Source organism: Streptomyces sp. SBT349, from assembly GCF_001083795.1.
Classification (GTDB): Bacteria; Actinomycetota; Actinomycetes; order Streptomycetales; family Streptomycetaceae; genus Streptomyces.
Map to the genome: position 1 here is coordinate 32,184 of NZ_LAVK01000010.1, position 18,298 is coordinate 50,481.

Annotated in this window: 15 protein-coding genes; 9 read left to right on the forward strand and 6 right to left on the reverse strand. The window is 72.8% G+C overall.

Translation table 11 applies throughout. From position 1 onward, the window contains the following. Positions 1-63 precede the first annotated feature (63 nt). The 3 genes from ADY01_RS02560 to ssuE all read left to right on the forward strand — a co-directional run bounded on the left by ADY01_RS02560 (position 64) and on the right by ssuE (position 3,189). Complete coding sequence (locus ADY01_RS02560; protein ID WP_078899931.1) at positions 64-1,425, forward strand: helix-turn-helix domain-containing protein; 1,362 nt, start codon at positions 64-66, stop codon at positions 1,423-1,425. Between the two features lie 93 nt (positions 1,426-1,518). Next, positions 1,519-2,307: an IclR family transcriptional regulator gene (locus tag ADY01_RS02565; protein WP_049564782.1), complete on the forward strand. Its 789-nt coding sequence runs from the start codon at positions 1,519-1,521 to the stop codon at positions 2,305-2,307. Positions 2,308-2,622: 315 nt separating this feature from the next. Continuing rightward, a complete protein-coding gene (gene ssuE, locus ADY01_RS02570; protein ID WP_049564785.1) occupies positions 2,623-3,189 on the forward strand; it encodes an NADPH-dependent FMN reductase in 567 nt (188 codons plus the stop codon). A gap of 10 nt (positions 3,190-3,199) precedes the next feature. Here the strand turns inward: ssuE and ADY01_RS02575 are convergent, their stop codons facing one another. After that, positions 3,200-3,637 carry a DUF5980 family protein gene (locus ADY01_RS02575; RefSeq protein ID WP_063784090.1) on the reverse strand — a complete coding sequence of 146 codons (438 nt, stop codon included), beginning with the start codon at positions 3,635-3,637 and terminating at the stop codon, positions 3,200-3,202. Between the two features lie 374 nt (positions 3,638-4,011). On the opposite strand from ADY01_RS02575, the gene ADY01_RS02580 reads away from it, so the two are divergent. The 5 genes from ADY01_RS02580 (at position 4,012) to ADY01_RS02600 (ending at position 10,980) form a co-directional block, all read left to right on the forward strand. Then, on the forward strand, positions 4,012-5,025 hold the full coding sequence (locus tag ADY01_RS02580; protein ID WP_049564831.1) for a LacI family DNA-binding transcriptional regulator: 1,014 nt from the start codon (positions 4,012-4,014) through the stop codon (positions 5,023-5,025). 60 nt (positions 5,026-5,085) lie between these two features. Beyond that, entirely contained in the window at positions 5,086-6,735 is a 1,650-nt protein-coding gene (locus ADY01_RS02585) for an FAD-dependent oxidoreductase (protein ID WP_049564834.1), read from the forward strand. 62 nt (positions 6,736-6,797) lie between these two features. After that, entirely contained in the window at positions 6,798-8,945 is a 2,148-nt protein-coding gene (locus tag ADY01_RS02590; protein ID WP_049564789.1) for a hydantoinase/oxoprolinase family protein, read from the forward strand. After that, positions 8,942-9,685: a hypothetical protein gene (locus ADY01_RS02595; RefSeq protein WP_234320027.1), complete on the forward strand. Its 744-nt coding sequence runs from the start codon at positions 8,942-8,944 to the stop codon at positions 9,683-9,685. Before ADY01_RS02590 ends, ADY01_RS02595 begins: the two co-directional genes overlap by 4 nt. An 8-nt stretch (positions 9,686-9,693) precedes the next feature. After that, positions 9,694-10,980, forward strand: coding sequence for a TRAP transporter large permease subunit (locus ADY01_RS02600; protein ID WP_049564791.1), 1,287 nt, complete (start codon positions 9,694-9,696; stop codon positions 10,978-10,980). A 60-nt stretch (positions 10,981-11,040) separates the two neighbouring features. Here ADY01_RS02600 and ADY01_RS02605 read toward each other — a convergent pair whose 3' ends face one another. Genes ADY01_RS02605 through ADY01_RS02615 form a run of 3 tightly spaced genes read right to left on the reverse strand, consistent with a single transcriptional unit; the run spans position 11,041 to position 15,229 of the window. Beyond that, positions 11,041-11,985 carry a glycoside hydrolase family 26 protein gene (locus ADY01_RS02605; RefSeq protein WP_049564793.1) on the reverse strand — a complete coding sequence of 315 codons (945 nt, stop codon included), beginning with the start codon at positions 11,983-11,985 and terminating at the stop codon, positions 11,041-11,043. 14 nt (positions 11,986-11,999) lie between these two features. Beyond that, positions 12,000-14,183 (reverse strand): glycosyl hydrolase family 28-related protein, encoded by a 2,184-nt coding sequence (locus tag ADY01_RS02610; RefSeq protein WP_049564796.1) that lies wholly within the window; start codon positions 14,181-14,183, stop codon positions 12,000-12,002. Further along, positions 14,180-15,229 (reverse strand): LacI family DNA-binding transcriptional regulator, encoded by a 1,050-nt coding sequence (locus tag ADY01_RS02615; protein WP_049564799.1) that lies wholly within the window; start codon positions 15,227-15,229, stop codon positions 14,180-14,182. The genes ADY01_RS02610 and ADY01_RS02615 overlap by 4 nt, the downstream gene beginning before the upstream one ends. Positions 15,230-15,916: 687 nt before the next feature. Here ADY01_RS02615 and ADY01_RS02620 point away from each other — a divergent pair. Beyond that, entirely contained in the window at positions 15,917-16,288 is a 372-nt protein-coding gene (locus ADY01_RS02620) for a RidA family protein (RefSeq protein ID WP_049564801.1), read from the forward strand. A 54-nt stretch (positions 16,289-16,342) separates the two neighbouring features. Here the strand turns inward: ADY01_RS02620 and ADY01_RS02625 are convergent, their stop codons facing one another. Both ADY01_RS02625 and ADY01_RS02630 read right to left on the reverse strand, forming a co-directional pair. After that, the gene (locus ADY01_RS02625) at positions 16,343-17,197 is read right to left on the reverse strand and encodes an alpha/beta fold hydrolase (protein WP_049564803.1); all 855 of its coding nucleotides are present in this window, start codon (positions 17,195-17,197) and stop codon (positions 16,343-16,345) included. 125 nt (positions 17,198-17,322) lie between these two features. Beyond that, on the reverse strand, positions 17,323-18,219 hold the full coding sequence (locus ADY01_RS02630) for a dihydrodipicolinate synthase family protein (protein WP_049564806.1): 897 nt from the start codon (positions 18,217-18,219) through the stop codon (positions 17,323-17,325). Between the last annotated feature and the right edge of the window lie 79 nt (positions 18,220-18,298).

An 18,298-nucleotide genomic window follows, 5' to 3' on the forward strand; every position in this document is an offset into this window, starting at 1 on the left:
CCTTCGCCCGGTCAAGGCTTGCCGCGGTGCCTGTACGATGAAAGGCCGTCGGGCACCCCTCGCATGTCCGGCTTCCGGGGCCCGCCCAGCGCTCTGACCGGGGAGTCTGCGCACGAACCTCACGAAGAGGTGGAGTTGTTCACACAGCCAGAGTTTGGTCAGCGTCTGCGGAAGCTGAGGAAACAGCAGGGAAAGTCGCAGGCGGAGTTGACAGGTGAGAGAATGTCCGCCGCCTATTTGTCACGGCTGGAATCCGGACAGCGACCCCCCACGGAGCGTGCGGTGGCGTACCTCGCCGAGCGCCTCGGCGTTCCGCTGGAGAGCTTCGAGGCGGAGCCCGAGGACTCCCTGACCGAGGCGATGGCCGCGGTCGCGACCCGCTCCGAGGGCGAGATGGACATGGAGTGCGTCACCATCCTCGCGGAAGCCCTGGACGCCGCCGACGACACCGACCCCGTCATGCGCTGGCACGCCCTCGCCCAGCTCGCCCGCGCCTACGAGGCCCTGGGCGACTTCGCCGGCCAGCGCGAGGCGCTGGCCGACCTCACGGTGCTGAGCGACGAACTGGACCGCCCCCTGCTCCGGGTCCGGGCGCGGCTGCGGCTGGCCCGCTGCGCGCGCAACCTCGGCGACGCGGTGGCGGCCCGCCATGCCGTGCGGGAGGTGCTGGCCTTCAGCGAGCGGTACGGCGTACGGGTCTCCGCCACCGACCTGGTGCGCGGCAAGCTCGTCCTGGCATCGGCGGAAGCCGAGCTCGGGGACCTGAGCGAGGCGGCCCGCCTGGTCGACGACGCCCGCGCCACGCTGGACTCGGCCGAGGGCGCCCTGGCGGCGGAGGTGCTCTGGACCGCGGCCACCGTCAGCACGCGCCAGGGCAGCCACGACCGCGCCTTCGCCTACCTGCGTGAGGCGATGGGCGCCATCGACAGCCGGCACGACCTGCTGCTGTGGATCCGCCTGAGGCTCGCCGCCGCCTCCCTGTCCATGCAGGCCATGCCTCCCCGGCTCACGGAGGCGGAGTCCTTCCTGACCGAGGTGGAGCCCTTGCTGCGGGTCACCGGCTCCCTGAGGCACTGGCAGGAGTTGCTCTTCCTCCGGGCCAAGCTCGCCTTCGACCAGGGTGACGACGAGCGCGCCGCCGCTCTCGCCGACCAGGTCGAGGCGGGCTCCCAGCTGCTCCTCCACCGTGACCGGATCCGCTTCAAGGCCCTGCGCGGGGTTCTCGACCTGCGGGCCGGCGACCAGGAGGCGCGTCAACGCCTGGAGCGGCTGGTCGCCGAGGCCGAGCAGGCCGGCATGCCGCAGCTCGCGACCGAGGTGTGGCGCACGGTCGCGGAGAGCCTTCTGTACCGGTCCGGCAGGTTCGCGCAGCCGGCCGCGGCCGGTGCGCACGACGGGCCCGGGGCGTCGGCCACCGGCCTGTGAGGCGGCGCGCTCACGGCCCGTCGATGGCGGCGCCGGCACCGCCCGGCACCCAGCCTGTTCGGCAATGATGAACCATGGGACAGAGGACGAGCGATGGTTCAGTCGGTTCAGCGCGCGATGCGTATCCTTCAGGAGCTGATGGCGGCCACGTCGAGCCTCGGCGTCACGGAACTCGCCGACCGGCTCGGCGTCGCCAAGCCGACCGCCCACGCCCTGTTGAGGACGCTGGAGGCGGAGGGGGCGGTGGCCCAGGACGCGGACTCCGGGAAGTACCGCCTGGGGCCGCTGCTGGTGGCGCTGGGCCATGCCTACCTGGACGCCCACGCGTTGCGGAACCGCTCGGTGACCTGGGCCGACCTGCTCGCCTCCCGGGTCGGCGAGGCGGTGTGGGTGGGCACCCTGACCGGGGACGAGGTGCTGGTGCTGCACCACGCGTTCCGGCCCGGCGGGGTGGCGCAGTTGCTGGAGTCCGGAGCGACGCTCCCGTGGAACGCCACCGCCCTCGGCAAGGCCGCCGTGGCCTTCGCCTCGCCCGAGCGGCTTCAGGCACTCCTGGGCGGGAAGCTGGGCGCGTCGACCGGGAGCAGCGTGACGGATCCCGTCGAGCTGGAGGGCCAGTTGGCGCGGGTCCGGCAGAAGGGCTACGCGGTCGAGGCCAATGAACTGACGCTCGGGGACGCCGAGGTGGCCGCGCCGGTCCGTGGGCGTTCGGGGGAGGTGGTCGGGGCGATCGGCGTCGTCGGGCCCGTGGAGCGGCTCCTCGCCGACGCGCATCACCAGGAGTGCGCCATCGCGGTCCGCGAGGTCGCGCGCGGCCTGTCGCGCGAGATGGGGGCCACCCGTGCGAGCGGGCTGGAACGGCGGATCTCCGAGGAGTTCTGAGTGGTTCCGGTCGCCGTTCGTTCACGGTCTTGACACGGGCTGTGTCGGAACGACTACCATTCTCCCGCGTGTTCGGCGATCGAGAACACCGTTCAGCATCCGAGACGGGGGCGGTGCTGTCGACCACGGCCGGTTCCTGCGAGTTCGCCGGGTGGCCCGCCCACGCCGGCCGCGTGGGCGAGGGCGGCGGCCGCCCTCGTCGACAGGGCCCCGCCGGCTGAGGCAGAACGTGTCGCCGCCTCCCGCGGGCTTCCGAACGCGGGCCGTACCCGCGGGCGGTCCCCATCCATTCCCCTCGGAACACCTGGAGCGCCTGTGCCCCGCATACTGGTCGTGTCCGCCGGCCCGTCGCCGTACTCGGGGACGGAGGCCGTCGGCGAGCATGTGGCGGCCAGGCTGACCGAAGCCGAGTGGCAGGTCGAGCATCTTCGGGTCCGCGCCCTGCCCCCCGCGGCGCTGCTCGGCGCGGACGGGTCCGACCCCGTCGTGGGCCGGGCCATGGAAGAGGTGTCAGGGGCGGACGGCATCGTGCTGGCCACCCCGGTCTACAAGGCGAGCTTCTCCGGGCTCCTCAAGGTCTTCCTCGACCTGCTGCCGGAGTGCGGCTTCGTGGGCAAGGTGGTGCTCCCGCTGGCCACCGGCGGCAGCGCCGCGCACGTGCTCGCCGTGGACTACGCGCTGCGCCCCGTCGTGCAGTCGCTCGGCGCGCGGCACACCGTGCAGAGCTACTTCCTGCTCGAACGCCATCTCGGCCGGAGCAACGGCAGCCTGCGCATGTCGCCGGAGAGCACCGACCTGCTGGACAGCGTCCTCGAACAGTTCCGCGAGGCGCTGATCATGGCCGCGGGACGCGGGACACCCGGCGCCGGTCCTCGCCCCTGACCTCAGGTGGTCAGTCCCACGGGTAGCAATCCTGGCCGAAGGAGATCATGACCGGAACGGTCTGGGTTTCCGTGCCGTCGGAGGCCCAGAGTGTGGCGACGTGATCGCCGACCGGGGCCGGCGCGATCGACACGTGGACGAATCCGATGTATTGCCCGTCGCCTTCGTCCACGTCCGAGGGATATATCGTGCCGCCATTGCTGTACGAGCCGGGGGGCAGGTCCGAGATCCCGGCGTTGATCGTGGTCGACCAGGTTCCGTGCAGCGGGACGAGGAAGTAGGTGCTGGGCCACCCTTCCCCCGGGTCGAGGCATATGCGCTGCGGGTGGCCCGGGGTGTGCTCCAGCGTCCAGGTCGCCGCCGAGGCCGGTGTCGCGCCGGCCAGGACCAGCGCGCAGGTGGCGACCAGGCCGGAGGATATTCCGGCCACACGACGAGTCGATGTCATCTCTACCTCCTCGATGGGCACGCGTGAGGATGCGCCGATGTCTCTTGGCCAACTCCTCTGGCCGGGAGGCCATCAACGAGTGTGACCCGAGCAACAGCCGTCGGACAAGGGGTAGTTGAACATTAATCGGCCTGCCGGGGAATCATCGGTGGCCGGTCGTCCGGCCACCCGCCTGATCTCCTGGGAATTAGTCAGGTATTAGCCGATGACGGTGTCTTGACGGGGGGTGGCGTGCGTTTCATAGTGGTCGCTAATCCGCATTAGTCCTGGGTGATATGAGCCGCCCCTCTGGCTAATGCGTATTAGCGAAGGGATGGATCGTGGCTGATAACCAACCGGTGCGTGCCCGCCGCGGGCGCCCCCGCCAGGCCGAGGTGGCCCGGCTCGCCGGAGTGTCACAGACGACGGTGTCACTCGTGCTCGGCGGCAACAAGCAGGGCATAGCCATCCACGAGGACACCCAGCGCCGAGTCCTGCGGGCCGCGCGCGAACTCGGCTATGTCCCGGACCCGGCCGCCCGCCGGCTGGCAGCCGCCCGCAACAACCTGCTCGGGGTCTACAGCTTCACCGCGACCTTTCCCACCGCCGTCGAGCACTCCTACTACCCGATCCTCGTCGGCGTCGAGCAGGAGGCCACGGTCCAGGGCTACGACCTGGTGCTCTTCACCGGTTCCAGCTCCGGCGACCGGGCGGCTGCCCCCGGCGCCCTCGACCGGGTCCGGCTCGCCGACGGGTGCCTCTTCCTCGGCCGTCACATCCCGGCGGAGGAACTGCGCAAGCTGGTCGAGTACGGGTATCCGGCCGTGCACATCGGCCGCCGTGACGAGCTCGCCGAACTGGCCTGGGCGGGCGCCGACTACGTGGCGGCCTCCGCCGAAGTCGTCCGTCATCTCGCGGAGTTCGGCCACCGTCACCTCGTGCTCGTGCGCGAGGACGACGACGCGCCCCCTTCCACGGACCGCGAACAGGGCTTCAGGGCCGCGGTGGCCGGGGCGGGCCTGCGCGGAACGGTCGTCCGTACCGCCACGCCCGCCGCCGACATCACCGCCGCCTGGGTGCGGGCACGGCGTGCCGAAGGGGTCACCGCCTTCGTCGCCGAGGAGACCGATACGGGCGCCGCGTGGCGGGCGCTGCACGGCGCCGTCGCGGCGGCCGGGCTGAGGGCGCCCCAGGACCTGTCGCTCGGTCTGCTCGGCTCGCCGCCCGCCGACCTGTGCGGGGACGGCCTTCAGCGGCCGACCGGTTTCACGGTCCCGCGCGCGGAACTCGGCGCCGCCGCGGTCCGCCTGCTCATCGCCCTGCTCACCGAGCGCGACGGCGCGGAGCCCCTGGTGGCCTGTGCCTTCCGGCCGGGCGAGACGGCCGGTCCGCCGCCCGCCACCTCCTGAAGACCCGCGGCCCGCACCGCATCCCCCGCTCCACCGCAAGGAGTCGTCCTCCGCATGCCCATGGACCCCGCCATTCCGTCCATTCCGTCCATCCCGTCTTTTCCGTCCGAGACCGATGTCCTCATCGTCGGGGGAGGGCTGGGCGGCGTGGCCGCCGCCCTCGCCGTCTGCCGGGCCGGTCGCACGGCCGTGCTCACCGAGGAGACCGACTGGATCGGCGGCCAACTCACCTCGCAGGCGGTGCCACCGGACGAGCACCCGTGGGTGGAGCGGTTCGGCACCACGGCCGGCTACCGCGCGCTGCGCGAAGGCATACGCGCGTACTACCGCCAGTGGTACCCGCTGCGCGCCGACGCCCTGAACCTGCCGGAGCTCAACCCGGGCGCCGGCCGGGTCAGCAAGCTGTGCCACGAGCCGCGCGTCGCGCTCGCCGTACTGGAGGCGATGCTCGCCCCGCACCGGGCGGCGGGCCGGCTGACGGTCCTCACCGGGCACCGGCCGGTCGCCGCCGAGCCGGACGGGGACGTCGTGCGCGCCGTGACCGTGGAGGACGTTCGCGACGGGGAACGGCACACCGTCGCCGCCGGATACGTGATCGACGCCACCGAGACCGGCGCGTTGCTTCACCTCGCCGGCGTGGAGCACGCGCTGGGCGCCGAGGCCCGCGGCGAGTACGACGAGCCGCACGCGCCCGAGGTGGCCGATCCCCTCAACCAGCAGGGCATCACCGTGTGCTTCGCCCTCTCCCACCACGAGGGCGAGGAGCACACCATCGACCGGCCGGCGGACTACGACTTCTGGCGCTCCTACCGGCCCGCGTTCTGGCCCGGCCCGCTGCTCGGCTTCCTCGCCCCCGACCCGCGCACGCTCGAAGCCGTGCCGCGCACCCTCGAACCGAACCCGGACGACGACCCCCTCGATGTGCACGCCGACCAGAGCGCCGACGCCGGCGACAAGGAACTGTGGGGCTTCCGCCGCATCCTCGCCCGCGGGCTCCACCGGCCCGGCGCCTTCGGCTCCGACATCACCCTGGTGAACTGGCCGCTCAACGACTACTGGCTCAAGCCGCTGATCGGCGCGGGCGAGGAGACCGCCACGCGGGCCGTCGCCGAGGCCAGGCAGCTGTCGTTGTCCGTCCTGTACTGGCTGCAGACCGAGGCCCCGCGCCCGGACGGCGGGACCGGCTTCCCCGGTCTGAAGCCCCGCCCCGACATCACCGGCACCGCCGACGGCCTCGCCAAGGCGCCGTACGTGCGCGAATCCCGGCGCATCAAGGCCGTCACCACCGTCACCGAGCACGACGTCGCCATCGACCTTCTCGGTCCCCACGGCGGCACCCGGCACCGCGACTCGGTCGGCGTCGGCGCGTACCGCATCGACCTGCACCCCTCCACCGGCGGTGACACCTACATCGACGTCGGCTCCGTCCCCTTCGAGATCCCGCTCGGCGCGCTCATCCCGCGGCGCGTCCGCAACCTCCTCCCCGCCGGGAAGAACCTCGGCACCACCCACATCACCAACGGCTGCTTCCGCCTCCACCCCGTGGAGTGGAACGCCGGGGAGGTCGCCGGCGCGCTCGCCGCGCACTGCCTGGACGAGGGCGTGGAGCCGCACCAGGTGCAGGCGCAGGACGAGCGGCTCGACGCGTTCACCCGCCGGCTGGACCGATCGGGCGTCCAGCGCCACTGGCCCGACCTGCGCGGCTACTGACCCGCTCGCACCCCCCCATCAATGACCCGCTCACCCCCTACGACACGAGGAGGTGTCACCGCATGACCGCACCAGCAGCGCACCGCATCCGCGTCGGCATCGACGTCGGCGGAACCTTCACCGACGCCGTCGCCATCGACTCGGCGACCCTGGAGATCGTCGGCCGGACCAAGGTGCCCACCAGCCACCACCACGAGGACGGCGTCGCGCACGGCATCGTCGAGGCACTCGACCGGCTGCTCGAAGAGACCGGCCGCGCGGCCGAGGACGTCGCCTTCCTCGCGCACGGCACCACCCAGGCCACCAACGCCCTGCTGGAGGGGGATGTGGCCCCCGTCGGTCTGCTCGGCATCGGCACCGGCCCCGGCGCCGTCCCCACCCGCCGCCTCGCGGGGCTCGCGCGCCTCGAACTCACCCCGGGCAAGCGGCTCCCGCTGCACTACGCGCACATCGCCGACCCGGACGACCCGGCGGCCGTGCGCGCGGCGGTCGAGGACGTCCGCGGCAAGGGCGCCGACGTGCTCGTCGCCAGCGAGCCGTTCAGCGTCGACGCGCCCGAGGGGGAGGAGGCGGTGCTCCGGACGGCCTCCGCGTACGGGCTGCCGATGACCGCCGCGCACGAGATCACCTCGCTGTACGGGCTGCGCAAGCGCACCCGCACCGCGGTCGTGAACGCCGCCATCCTGCCGAGGATGCTCGCCACCGCGGACCTCGTGGACGCCAGCATCGCGGCGGCCGGGGTGACCGCACCGCTGATGGTGATGCGCTGCGACGGCGGCGTGATGGCACTGGACGAGATGCGCCGGCGCCCGTTGCTCACCGTGCTCTCCGGACCGGCGGCCGGGGTGGCCGGGGCGCTGATGCAGGAGCGGGTCAGCGAGGGCGTGTTCCTGGAGACCGGCGGCACCTCGACCGACATCAGCGTGATCCGGCGGGGCAAGGTCGCCGTGCGCCACGCGACGATCCTGGGCAAGGCGTCGTACATGTCCGCGCTCGACGTGCGCACGGTGGGCGTCGGCGGCGGCTCCATGGTCCGGGTCGCGAGCGGCGCCGGGCGCACGGTGCACGCGGTGGGGCCGCGCAGCGCGCACATCGCCGGGCTGCCGTACGCCTGTTTCGCCACGCCGGCGGAGCTCGCGGACGCGAAGCTGGCCACGGTCAGCCCGCGGGACGGCGACCCGGACGACTACGTGGTCCTCGACGCCGCGGGTGGCCGCTACGCGGTGACGATGACCTGCGCGGCGAACGCCCTGGGCCGGATACCGGAGGACGACTTCGCCGCCTGCGACCCCGAGGCGGCCCGGCTCGCGCTGAGCCCGCTCGCCGAGGCGCTGGGCACGGACGTGGCGGGCGCCGCGACGCGGGTGCTCGACGCGGGGGTGCGCGAGGTGCGCGCCACCGTGGACGCGCTGATCCGCGACTACCGGCTGGACGAGGACGCGGTGGTACTCGTCGGAGGCGGTGGCGGCGCGGCGGCGGTCACCCCGCATGTGGCCGCGGCGTCCGGCCACACCGGCCGCATCGCCGCGAACGCCGAGGTGATCAGCCCGATCGGCGTCGCGCTCGCGCTGGTCCGCGAGCAGATCGAACGGATCATCCCGGGCGCCACGCAGGAGCAGATCCTCGGCGTACGCAACGACGCCGAGGCGGCCGTCGTCGCCCAGGGCGCGGTGCCGGGCGAGGTCGAGGTCGAGGTCACCGTCGATCCGCAGACCAACACCGTGCGCGCCATCGCCACGGGCGCGACCGAACTGCGCACCCAGGACCGGACCCACCGGGCGGACGAGGCGGAACGCCTGACGGCCGCCGCCGCGAGCCTGAAGTCGCCGGAGTCGGCGGTGGAGGTGCTGGCGGCGACGCCCGCGCACACGGTGTACGGCGCGGAGCGGCGCCGCCGCTTCCGGAGGTCACTGCGGCCGGTCCGGGTCCTCGACGCGGACGGCGTGGTGCGGTTGCACGCGGCGGACGCGCGGGTGGCCACGACGACGGTGGGGCAGGCGCCCGAGGTGCTGTCGGAGCTGGTGCGGCAGGCCACCGCCTACGGGGACGGCGGCGTACGGGCTCCCGCGCTGCGGCTGCTGCTGGGCTCGCGGATCGCGGACCTGTCGGGGGTGCTGGAGGCGGAGCCGCTGCTCGCGCTGGCACGCAGCGAGTTGCGCTCGCGCGCCGCGGACGAGCCCGTCGTGGCCGTCGTGGAGGTACGCGCATGAGTGCCGACACGGCCGGCGCCGCCGCGGCCCCGGCCAGGCGCCGGCGCCGGCTCCTGACGGGCCTGCCGCCGGAGCGGCTCGCCGCGCTGCGGGCGGAGTGCGCGCGGCTGACGCTGCTGGACGACGTGGAGTTCGGCGTGCGGGTGCTGGCCAACACGCCGACGCAGGAAGCCCGGGACCGCGAGGTGCTGCGGCGCTGGGCCGCGACCGCCTCGGAGTTCGGGGCGGAGCTGGCCGCGGCCCACGGCCTCGGGCCGGCGCGCGGCGAGGGCGGCGTCGGCGTCGGCGGCGTCGGCGTCGGCGGCGTCGGCGTCGGCGGCGCGTCGGCGGTGCGCGTGGTCGAACGCGACGGCGGTCTGCGTCCCGATCGCCTGCTCCTCGCCCGCTACCTCTCCCGCCCGGCCCCCACCGTCGAGCTGTTCACCGACACCCTCGACCTCGCCGAGGAGCTCGTCGAACTGCTCGGCTGGCAGGCGTGGTTCCCCCGCCGAACGGCCCGTGCGGCGGCCCTGGTGCACGAGGAGGCGCACGACCTGCTGCACCACGACAAGGCGCTGCGCGCCGCGTTGAGGAAGCGCCTCGGGCACCGGCTGCTGGGCGGGCTGCTGTACGCCCACATCGCCGGCGCCGACGAGGTGGTCGCCCACGCCGCCTCCCAGGCCGCTCTCGGCCTGCCCCGCACGCCCCTGCTGCTCACCGCCGCGCTCGCCCGCGGTGCCGAGACCCTGAGAGAGAACTGAGGCCCGCCATGGGATTCGTCATCCTCCTGCTCATGCTGGCCGGGGTCGGGCTCATCCTCGCCCGCAAGCTGCCCACGGCCTTCGCGCTGGTCCTGATCGCCGTCGCCGTCGCCGTGGTCACCGGCGCGCCGTTGACCGGCGCGGACAGCGTCGTCGACACCGTCCTCCAGGAAGGCTCGGTGATGCTCGCGGCCACCATGCTCGCCGTGCTGATGGGCTCCTGGCTCGGCAAGCTGATGGAGGAGACCGGCATCGCCGGGACCCTGGTCCGCAAGATCGTGGAGTACGGCGGCGACCGCCCGACGATCGTGGCGCTCGGCGTGCTCGCCGTCTCCGCACTCGTGGGCACCGTCACCGGCTCGGCCCCGGCCGCGATGCTCGCGGGCATCATCGGCATCCCCGCGATGATCGCCGTCGGCGTGCCCAAGGTGACCGCGGCCGGGACGATCCTCATGGGCATCGCGGTGGGCGTGCCGTTCGAGCTGCCGTCCTGGCAGTTCTTCTCCACCGCTCTCGATCTGCCGATCGACACGGTGCGGAGCTTCATGCTGAAGCTGTTCCCCTTCGCGCTGGCCGCGGCCGTGCTCTACGTGCTCGTCGAGACCCGGCGCAAGGGCGTCGAGCACGCCTGGTCCCTCGCCTCCGCCGCCGAGCCGAAGCGCAAGCCGCGACGGGCGGAACGCCTCGGCGACGCCCCGTGGTACGCGCTGTTCGCCCCCGCCGTGCCGCTGGTCCTCGCCCTCGGCTTCGAGCTGGCGATCATCCCCTCGCTGCTCGCCGGCGTCCTCTACGCACTGGTCACCACGACGAAGCCGCGCGAGATGAACAAGCGCATGCTGCGCACCCTGTACGCGAGCTTCGAGGTCGCCGCCCCGCCCATCGTGCTCTTCATGGCGATCGGCATCCTGCTCGCCGCGGTCAAGCTGCCCGACTCCGTCGGCGCCCTGGAACCCCTGGTGAAGGAGGTCACCCCGCACCACCCGGTCGTCTTCGTCCTGGTCTTCACCCTGCTCGCCCCGCTGTGCCTCTACCGCGGTCCGCTGAACGTCTACGGCCTGGGCGCGGGCATCGCCGGCGTGCTCATCGCCGCCGGGATCTACCCCGCCGTGGCGGTGCTCGGCATGACCACCTCGTACAACCAGGTCTTCGGCGTCTCGGACCCGACCAGCACGCAGACCGTGTGGGCCGCGCAGTACTCCGGCGTCAGCCCGCAGCAGGTGATGCTCCGCACGATGCCGTACGTGTGGTGCGTGTGCCTCGGCGGGCTGTGCGTCACCGCCGCGCAGTACCTCTGAGAGGACGCCGCCACGGGACGGCCCTCGCGACGGTGTCCGTCGCGAGGGCCGCGCCGTCGCTCAGGCCGGGTTGAAGTACGGGTCGGAGGCGTAGGCGGCGAACGCCCGCTGTGCCGGGCCACCGGGCGGCTCGGTGACGCGCCAGTTGTTGTCGGGGCCGCCACCGTCGCGGTGGAAGTAGACGAACGCCTTCAGGCTCGGATACGTGCTCGTGGCCACCGACCGCGTCCGTTCCAGCCACTCGGCCTGAACGGGGTCGGTGTCCGCCCGGTGCACGCCGGTCTCGCCCACGATGAACGGCTTTCCGCGCTCCGCCGCGAAGACGTGCGCCTCGTCGAACATGAGGTCGAAGGCGCGGTAGTCGTAGGCGGGGTCCTCCTTCGGCCGGGCGTAGCCGTCGGCCCCCACCCAGTCCACGTACGTGTCCCCGGGGTAGAACGGCACGGCCTTCGCCGTCTCCCGGAAGGCCCGCCAGGTCGGGCACCACACGAACTCCACCAGCGGTGCCCGCGCGAACCTCCCGTGCACCCGCCGCCACACGTCCACGAAGAGCCCCGGGTTGTTGTACCGGAGATCGAACTCCCAGCTCAGCCGGAGGAGCACCGGCGCGCCCACGCCGGCCAGCTTCTCCGCCTGGCCGTCGATCCAGCCGTCGTGGAGGCCCGCACGGATCTCCCACAGCCGCGCCTGATTCCCGGCGGCCCAGGAGAGCATGGGGATGCGGCCCTCGGCCACGTCCCGGGTGACACGGGCGAGGGGGAACGCGACGTCCAGCGGCTGGAAGCAGTGGTTGATGGCGAGCCGGTGGCCGATCGCGGACTCCAGCGCTTCGGGCTCCGAGACCCCTTTGGCGCCGCCCGCCCACGCGTAGGCGCCGAGGTGCGCCCCGGTGGCCGGGACCAGGGAGGCGGGGGCGGCGGGGGCGGCGTGCGCCGGTCGCGGGAGCGCCGCGCTCACGGCACCCGCCACAGCGCCGAGCCCCAGGCCGCGCCTGCTGATGCTCACTCGACGCACCCCACTCACCGGACCTCGATCAGGGTGAACTCGACCTCGGGCACCGTGCGCCCGCTGCCGTGGTCCACGACCGCCGTGCCCCACTGCGTGAACTCCGGCGTCTTGTCGCGGTAGCCGCGGTTGCCGCGCAGCGTCACCCGCCCGCTGTCGCGCACGCTGACCGCGTAGGGGTGCGGCCCCTCGACCGTGGCGACCCGGAAGAAGACGGAGTTGGCGAAGAGCAGGTCGTCGCCGCGCTCGATCTCCACCGCCTGCGAGCGCCAGCCATGGATGTGGTCCTCCGTCTGAAGGCCGAGGAAGTCCCAGCCGCTGACCCGGCGCAGGACCACCTCGCGGGTCTCGTGGTGCTCGACGGACACCTCGTACAGCCGGGCGGGCACGTCGGTGTCCTCCACCAGCAAGCCGTTCTCCGCCCAGCCGTTCATGGACCAGATGTTGGCGAAGGTGCCGCCGCCCCCGCGTACCCAGACGCCGTACTTGTGCGCGCCCCGGTAGGTGTAGCCCGGGTCGCCCGTGGGGACGCCCGCCGGGTGCCACTTCACGAACTGCGTGGTGACATCCGCCAGATACGAGCGGGGGCCGGATCGCCACAGGAGGTTCACCGCGCCCGGCGTCTGCCGGGCGGTGTCCAGGCCGAGCCCGGTGACGGTGTTCCGGCCGCCGCGCGGGGTCTCGACCAGGGCGCGCGGCGCGTCGGGGTCGCAGAAGTGCGGGTGCCCGTCGGCGGCGACCACGCAGGTCTGCCGTGGGTGCAGGCCGATCAGGTTCGAGTCCCGGCCCAGCGTGAGGGAGCCGGTCAGGAGGTACCGGCCGATCGGCACGAACACCGTGTCGTAACGGTCCACCGCCGCCTGGAAGACCGGCAGGTCGTCGTCGCCCTCGCCGATGCTGCGGCCCATCGCGGCGGCCACGTCGGCGACGCTGACCCACTCGCGCACCGGCGCCGGCGCCGGCGCGTCGGTGCGCAGCATGGAGCGTACGAACTCGGTGGAGAGCCCCGCGACCAGGTCGGCGTGGACGCCCTCGCGCCGCGACTCGCCCCGGCCGAGCGCGTTCTCGACGCGCAGCCCGTACGTCACCTCGCGCACGCGGGTGGACGCCGCCGGGGCCGCGGTGCGCGCTCCGCTCTGCGCGAGCAGGAGCAGGTCCCGGGTGGCGGAGGCGGTGCAGTTCAGCAGGGTGAGCTGGTTGCTCAGCCGGATCAGCTCCCGGTCGGCACCCGGCACGGACGCGCTGTCGTTGAGGACGACCGCCGCGTCGCGCACCTCGTGGAAGTGCGAGTCCTGCACGTACAGATGCTGGTAGGTGTCCGGCGCCGACTCGAAGGCCCGCGGTGTGCGCGCGACGACGGCCCGCACGACGACCAGCTTCGCGTCGTTGGCCATCGCCACGGCCGACCTGCGCTGCCCCTCGAACCGGCAGTCGAGCAGCGTCGTCTGCCACCCGGCCGAGGCGGCGTACGCCTGGAGGCCCACCTGACCGCCGGTCACCCGCACCCGCTGGATGAGGTTGGCGTTGTGGTCGATGCCCGCGAGCCCGTCTCCCACCGCGATGTCCACGTCCTGCACCAGGCACAGCTGCGCCCCGCCGAACCGGACCGCGATCGCGTCCGGGTTGCCGGGCCCGATCTCGATGTCGAGGTTCACCAGCGCGGAGCCGAAGGTGTCGTTGTTCGCGTAGGAGAGGGGGCCGCCTACCGGGCGGCGTCGGAAGGAGAAGACGTCCCGCGGCGTTCCGGCCCCGTAACCGGCGGTGTCCTCGCCCAGCACGAACCGCGGCCGGCGCGCCCCGAATCCGATCACGCGCACCGAGTCGTGCACGTCGACCGGACCCGTCAGGCGGTACGTCCCCATGGGCACCAGCACCACACCACCGCCGTCGCCGTGCGGGAAGTCGCGGGCGCCGCCCAGGATGTCGCCGAGCTTGTTCGCGATGCCGCGCCGCGAGGCCTCGTCGATCGCCGCCCGCAGGGCCGCCGTGTCGTCGCCGACACCGTCGGCGTGCGTCTCGAAGCCGGCGCCGCCGAGCAGCACCGCCCGTGGGTCCGGCGGACGCGACGTGTGGACGGACCGGTAGTCGACCGGGTCCCGGCCACCGGCCGCCGACGCGGCCCCCGGCAGCAGGGGTATCCCGGTCACTCCGGCCGCGAGCGCGACGAAGCGGCGCCGCGTGCTCTTGTACGGGCTCACGTGTCTCCTCCGGGTGCGGAACGGGCGGGCGGCGCGGTGACGGTCTCGCCTGCCTCGATGAGGCAGGGGAGCAGACGGTGCCGCTCGGTCTGCTTCGTGCGTGTCTCGATGAGCTCGACCAGCAGAGCGAGCGCCTGCGCGCCCATCTCCTCGCGCGGGATGCGGAAGCCGGTCCAGGCCAGAGGGGTGTCGAGCGGGATCTCCGGCTGGCCGAGCACCGCCATGGACAGATCGCGCGGCACGTCGAGCCCGCGCGCGGCGGCGGCGCTCCGGATCTCCTCCGCGCGGTGGCTCTCGGCGAGCAGCAGCCCGGTCAGCCGGTTGCCGACGACGAGTTCGACGATCTCGTCCGGGGTGCGCCCGGCGGCATCGAACTCCGAGGTCGGCATCTCGGCGGCGCGCATCGCGACGCGGTAGCCATCGAGCCGGTCGCGCAGCGACTCCCGCGCGTCCATTTCCCCGAGGAAGCCGATCCGTTCGTGTCCGTGTTCGAGGAAGAGCCGGACGACGTCACCCGTCGCGCGGATGTAGTCGGCGCCGACGTACGGCAGGTCGCCGCCCGGCAGCCGACGGCGACCGACGAACACGAACGGCGGCCCGTCCTCCAGGAGATGAGCCAGTTCGCCCTTGTCCTCCGTGCGTCCGAGCAGCAGGCAGCCGTCGGTGATGACCAGCCTGGCCCGCGACCTGCCGGACAGGCGCCGCTTGCCGTCCACCACCTCCGCGCTGGTGAAGAGCAGCAGGTCACTGCCCTGCCGCTCGGCCTCGGCCTCGATGCCGATGAGGAAGGGGCGGTAGAAGTCTCCGCCACCGTGCGGGAAGACGGGCTCGTACGTGAAGACGCCGATCATCGAGTTGCGGCCCCGGGCCAGGCTCTGCGCGACCGGGTTGGCCGCGTAGCCGCTCTCGCCGATGGCTTCGAGGACGCGCTGCCGGGTGGCGGGCCCGACACGGTCGGGCTCGGCGTTGAGCACGAGCGAGACGGTCGCCTGACTGACCCCCGCCATACGCGCGACGTCGGCCTGGGTGACGCGTGCTGGGGGCATCACGGCTCCGGAGGTTATGCGCATAACTAGGCTGGTGGGAAAAATGCTCACCGGCGCGACCGCGGGTGTCAATCGTGCTGCACGGACTTTCTCGCGGCCGTGCGCGGCGGCCGGAATCCGTGCGGCGTCGCCTCGACCCGCACCAGGGTGCCGCGGCGGACGTCAGCGACCGCGGCCCGCGGCCCGCGGCCCGCGGCTCGTCACCGTCGACCGCGGCAGCCCGGGGCGCGGCCGTCGCCTCGGCCGGAACCACGGTCCGGGTCGCGTGGCGATAACGGTTCGCCGCGGTCAGCGTGACCGCCTCCGGCGTCGCCTCGTCGCGCAGGGCGCCGAGCACGGGCATACCCGGTTCCCTCGCGGTCGCGGTGCGGACCTGCTCGATCGCGTCCGCCGGAACCGGCCCCGTCGGCGCGGCAATCGGCGGACCCGGCACCTCCGTGAGCGAGGACGTGATCGAAGCGGCCCTCCTCCGCACCGCCGCCGCGTCCCCGAGGACCCTCGCGACGGCGGTGAGGGACATGGCGATCTCACGGAGCCGACGCGGCGCGGTCGCCCGCGCCACCTGGGGAGGAAGCAGCCCGGAGTCGGCGTGGAAGCGCAAGGCCCTCGCGGTCGGTCGACCAGGGCGAGGGGCGACCAGGGCCTATCCCGCTTGCTGTGGATCCGCGGCGCTGCAACGATCCGCGCATGATGACTCCTGGCCCGACAGTCGCCGATGGCGGCGGTTACCGACACTCGTGGGAGATCGCCTCTCCCGCACGCGTGGTCCACGTCTCCGGGCAGATCCCGGTGGCCCCGGACGGCAGCCTCCCCGAGGGGTTCGCCGCCCAGTGCCGTCAGGTGTGGGCCAACCTGGCCGCGGCCCTGGCCCACCACGGCATGGGGCTGTCCGATCTGGTCAAGGTGACCACCTTCCTGTCGGACCGGGCGTACCGGGAGGAGAACTCCGCCATTCGGCGCGAGGTACTCGGCGACCACGCTCCGGCTCTGACGGTCATCATCACGGGCATCTACGACGAGGCGTGGCTGCTGGAGATCGAGGCCGTCGCCGCACGGTAGGCGCCCTGTCCCCCGAGCGCGCGGAGGAGAAAGGACCGCCGCAGCCGGTGGATCTCACGTGACGCGTCCGGTCTCGATGAAGCTGGAAACCACTGAATTGAACAGCTCGGCATTCTCCCAGAACATCAAGTGGCTGCCCTTCTCGGCTGCTGAGAAGATGCGCACCACGGAGTCCGGTATCTGCTCGGCAATGCCTTCCGCGACATCGGGGGAGATCACGCTGGCCGCCCCACCGATGACCAGTGTGGGCACGGTGATCCGGGGCAGCACGTCCCGCCAGTCGTTGCCGCAGTAATCGAGATGCAGGGTGGCGGCGTGCTCGCGCGGCAGCAACAGATTCTGATGAAGAATCCATTCCGCGTCCTCGTCGCTCAGTTCCGGGGTGTGCAGCATGTCGACCACGGCGCGCGAGGTCTCCAACGCCTGATCACTCCTGAGCCCGGCCGCGATGCCCAGAGCCTCCTCGAAGGTGAACATCGCCCCTCGTTGCTCCGCCCGCGCGTTCGGCGCCAGCTCCTTGACGCCGATCGGGCCCTGATCGGCCAGGATCAGCCGCTTGATCCGGTCACTCCCGTACAGATCCCAGTAGCTCCAGATCACCGTGCAGCCGAGTGAGTGGCCCAGCAGCGTGACGTCGCCGATGTCGAGCGCGAGCAGGAGAGCCCGTAGGTCGGCGGCGAGCCGTGAGATGCGATAGCCGTGATCCGGCTTTCCGGACTCGCCGTGCCCGCGATGGTCCACTGCCAGCACGCGATAAGAGGTGCTCAGCCCGTCGACCTGCTTCTTGAATTGGGCGGCGGACTGGGAGAACCCCGGCACGAGAACAATGATTTCTCCCTCTCCCGCCTCCACGTAATGAATGTCGACTCCGTCGTCTGTCGCAATGCTGTCGTGTTTCCTGGTGCTCACGGTTTCGCCGATCTTCCGCTGGGCGCATTGCTGCTTTCGGGCTGATCCCGGCCGCACGCGAGGAGCTGACATTCCGGTGTCGATTTTAGGGGATATCCACTCTTTTGGCATGCCGCGGACGGCTGTCAACCGGCCGTGATCCCCAGGGGCGCGAGCACCTCGTGCAGGGCGGCTCGGGTGGGGGCGTCGAGCGGGCGTGCGGGGGAGCGGACGGTGGCGTCGGCGATGAGCTTCCGGGCGAGGAGCACCTCCTTGTGTATCGCCCAGGCCCAGCCCTGCTGGAGTCCGTGCAGTACCAGGGGCAGCAGCCGGGCGAAACCCTCCCGGGCCCGCGCGCGACGTCCGGCGGCCCAGTCGTCGAGCACCGGGCGCAGCAGGTCGGGGAACTCGCAGGCGGGCATGGTGCCGATGGCGCCGCGGGCGTACTCGTCGAGGCAGAACTGGGCGTTCAGGCCGCCCAGGACCGCGAAGTCCTCGCCGGTGGACGTGCCGACCACGGCGGTCACCTTGGCCGGTGTCGGCGGCGCCTCGACCTTGACCGAGGTGACGCCCGGCAGCTCGCCGAGCCCGGCCAGCGTCGCGGGGGTCATGGTCACGCCGGTGACTCCGGGGGCGTCCTGGACCATCACCTCGCAGTCCGTGGCGGCCGCGACGTCCGCGTAGAAGTCGTGGATCTGCGCGGGGGTGGGCTTGACCATGTACGGCGGCAGCACCATGAGCGCGGCGGCGCCGTCCGCCGCCGCGGCGCGGGCCTGTTCCACGGCGGTGACCGTAGAGGTCGCGTTGACCCCGGCCACCACCGGGACCGCGCCCGCCGCGACGTCGACGACCTCGCGCAGCACGCGTGCGCGCTCCTCGGCGGTGAGTGCGAAGGTCTCGCTCGCCATGCCGGAGACCGCCAGCCCGTCGACGCCGCTGATGAGGTTGAACTCCACCACGCGGCGCAACGAGGGGAGGTCGAGGGATCCGTCCGAGGTGAAGGGGGTCGCCAGGATCGGCGCGAGGCCGTGGACGAGGGGCATGGGGGAATCAGTCCTTTCCGGCGAGGTCGCGGACGACCTGCTCGTCGACGTCGATGCCGAGGCCGGGGCGGCCGGGGAG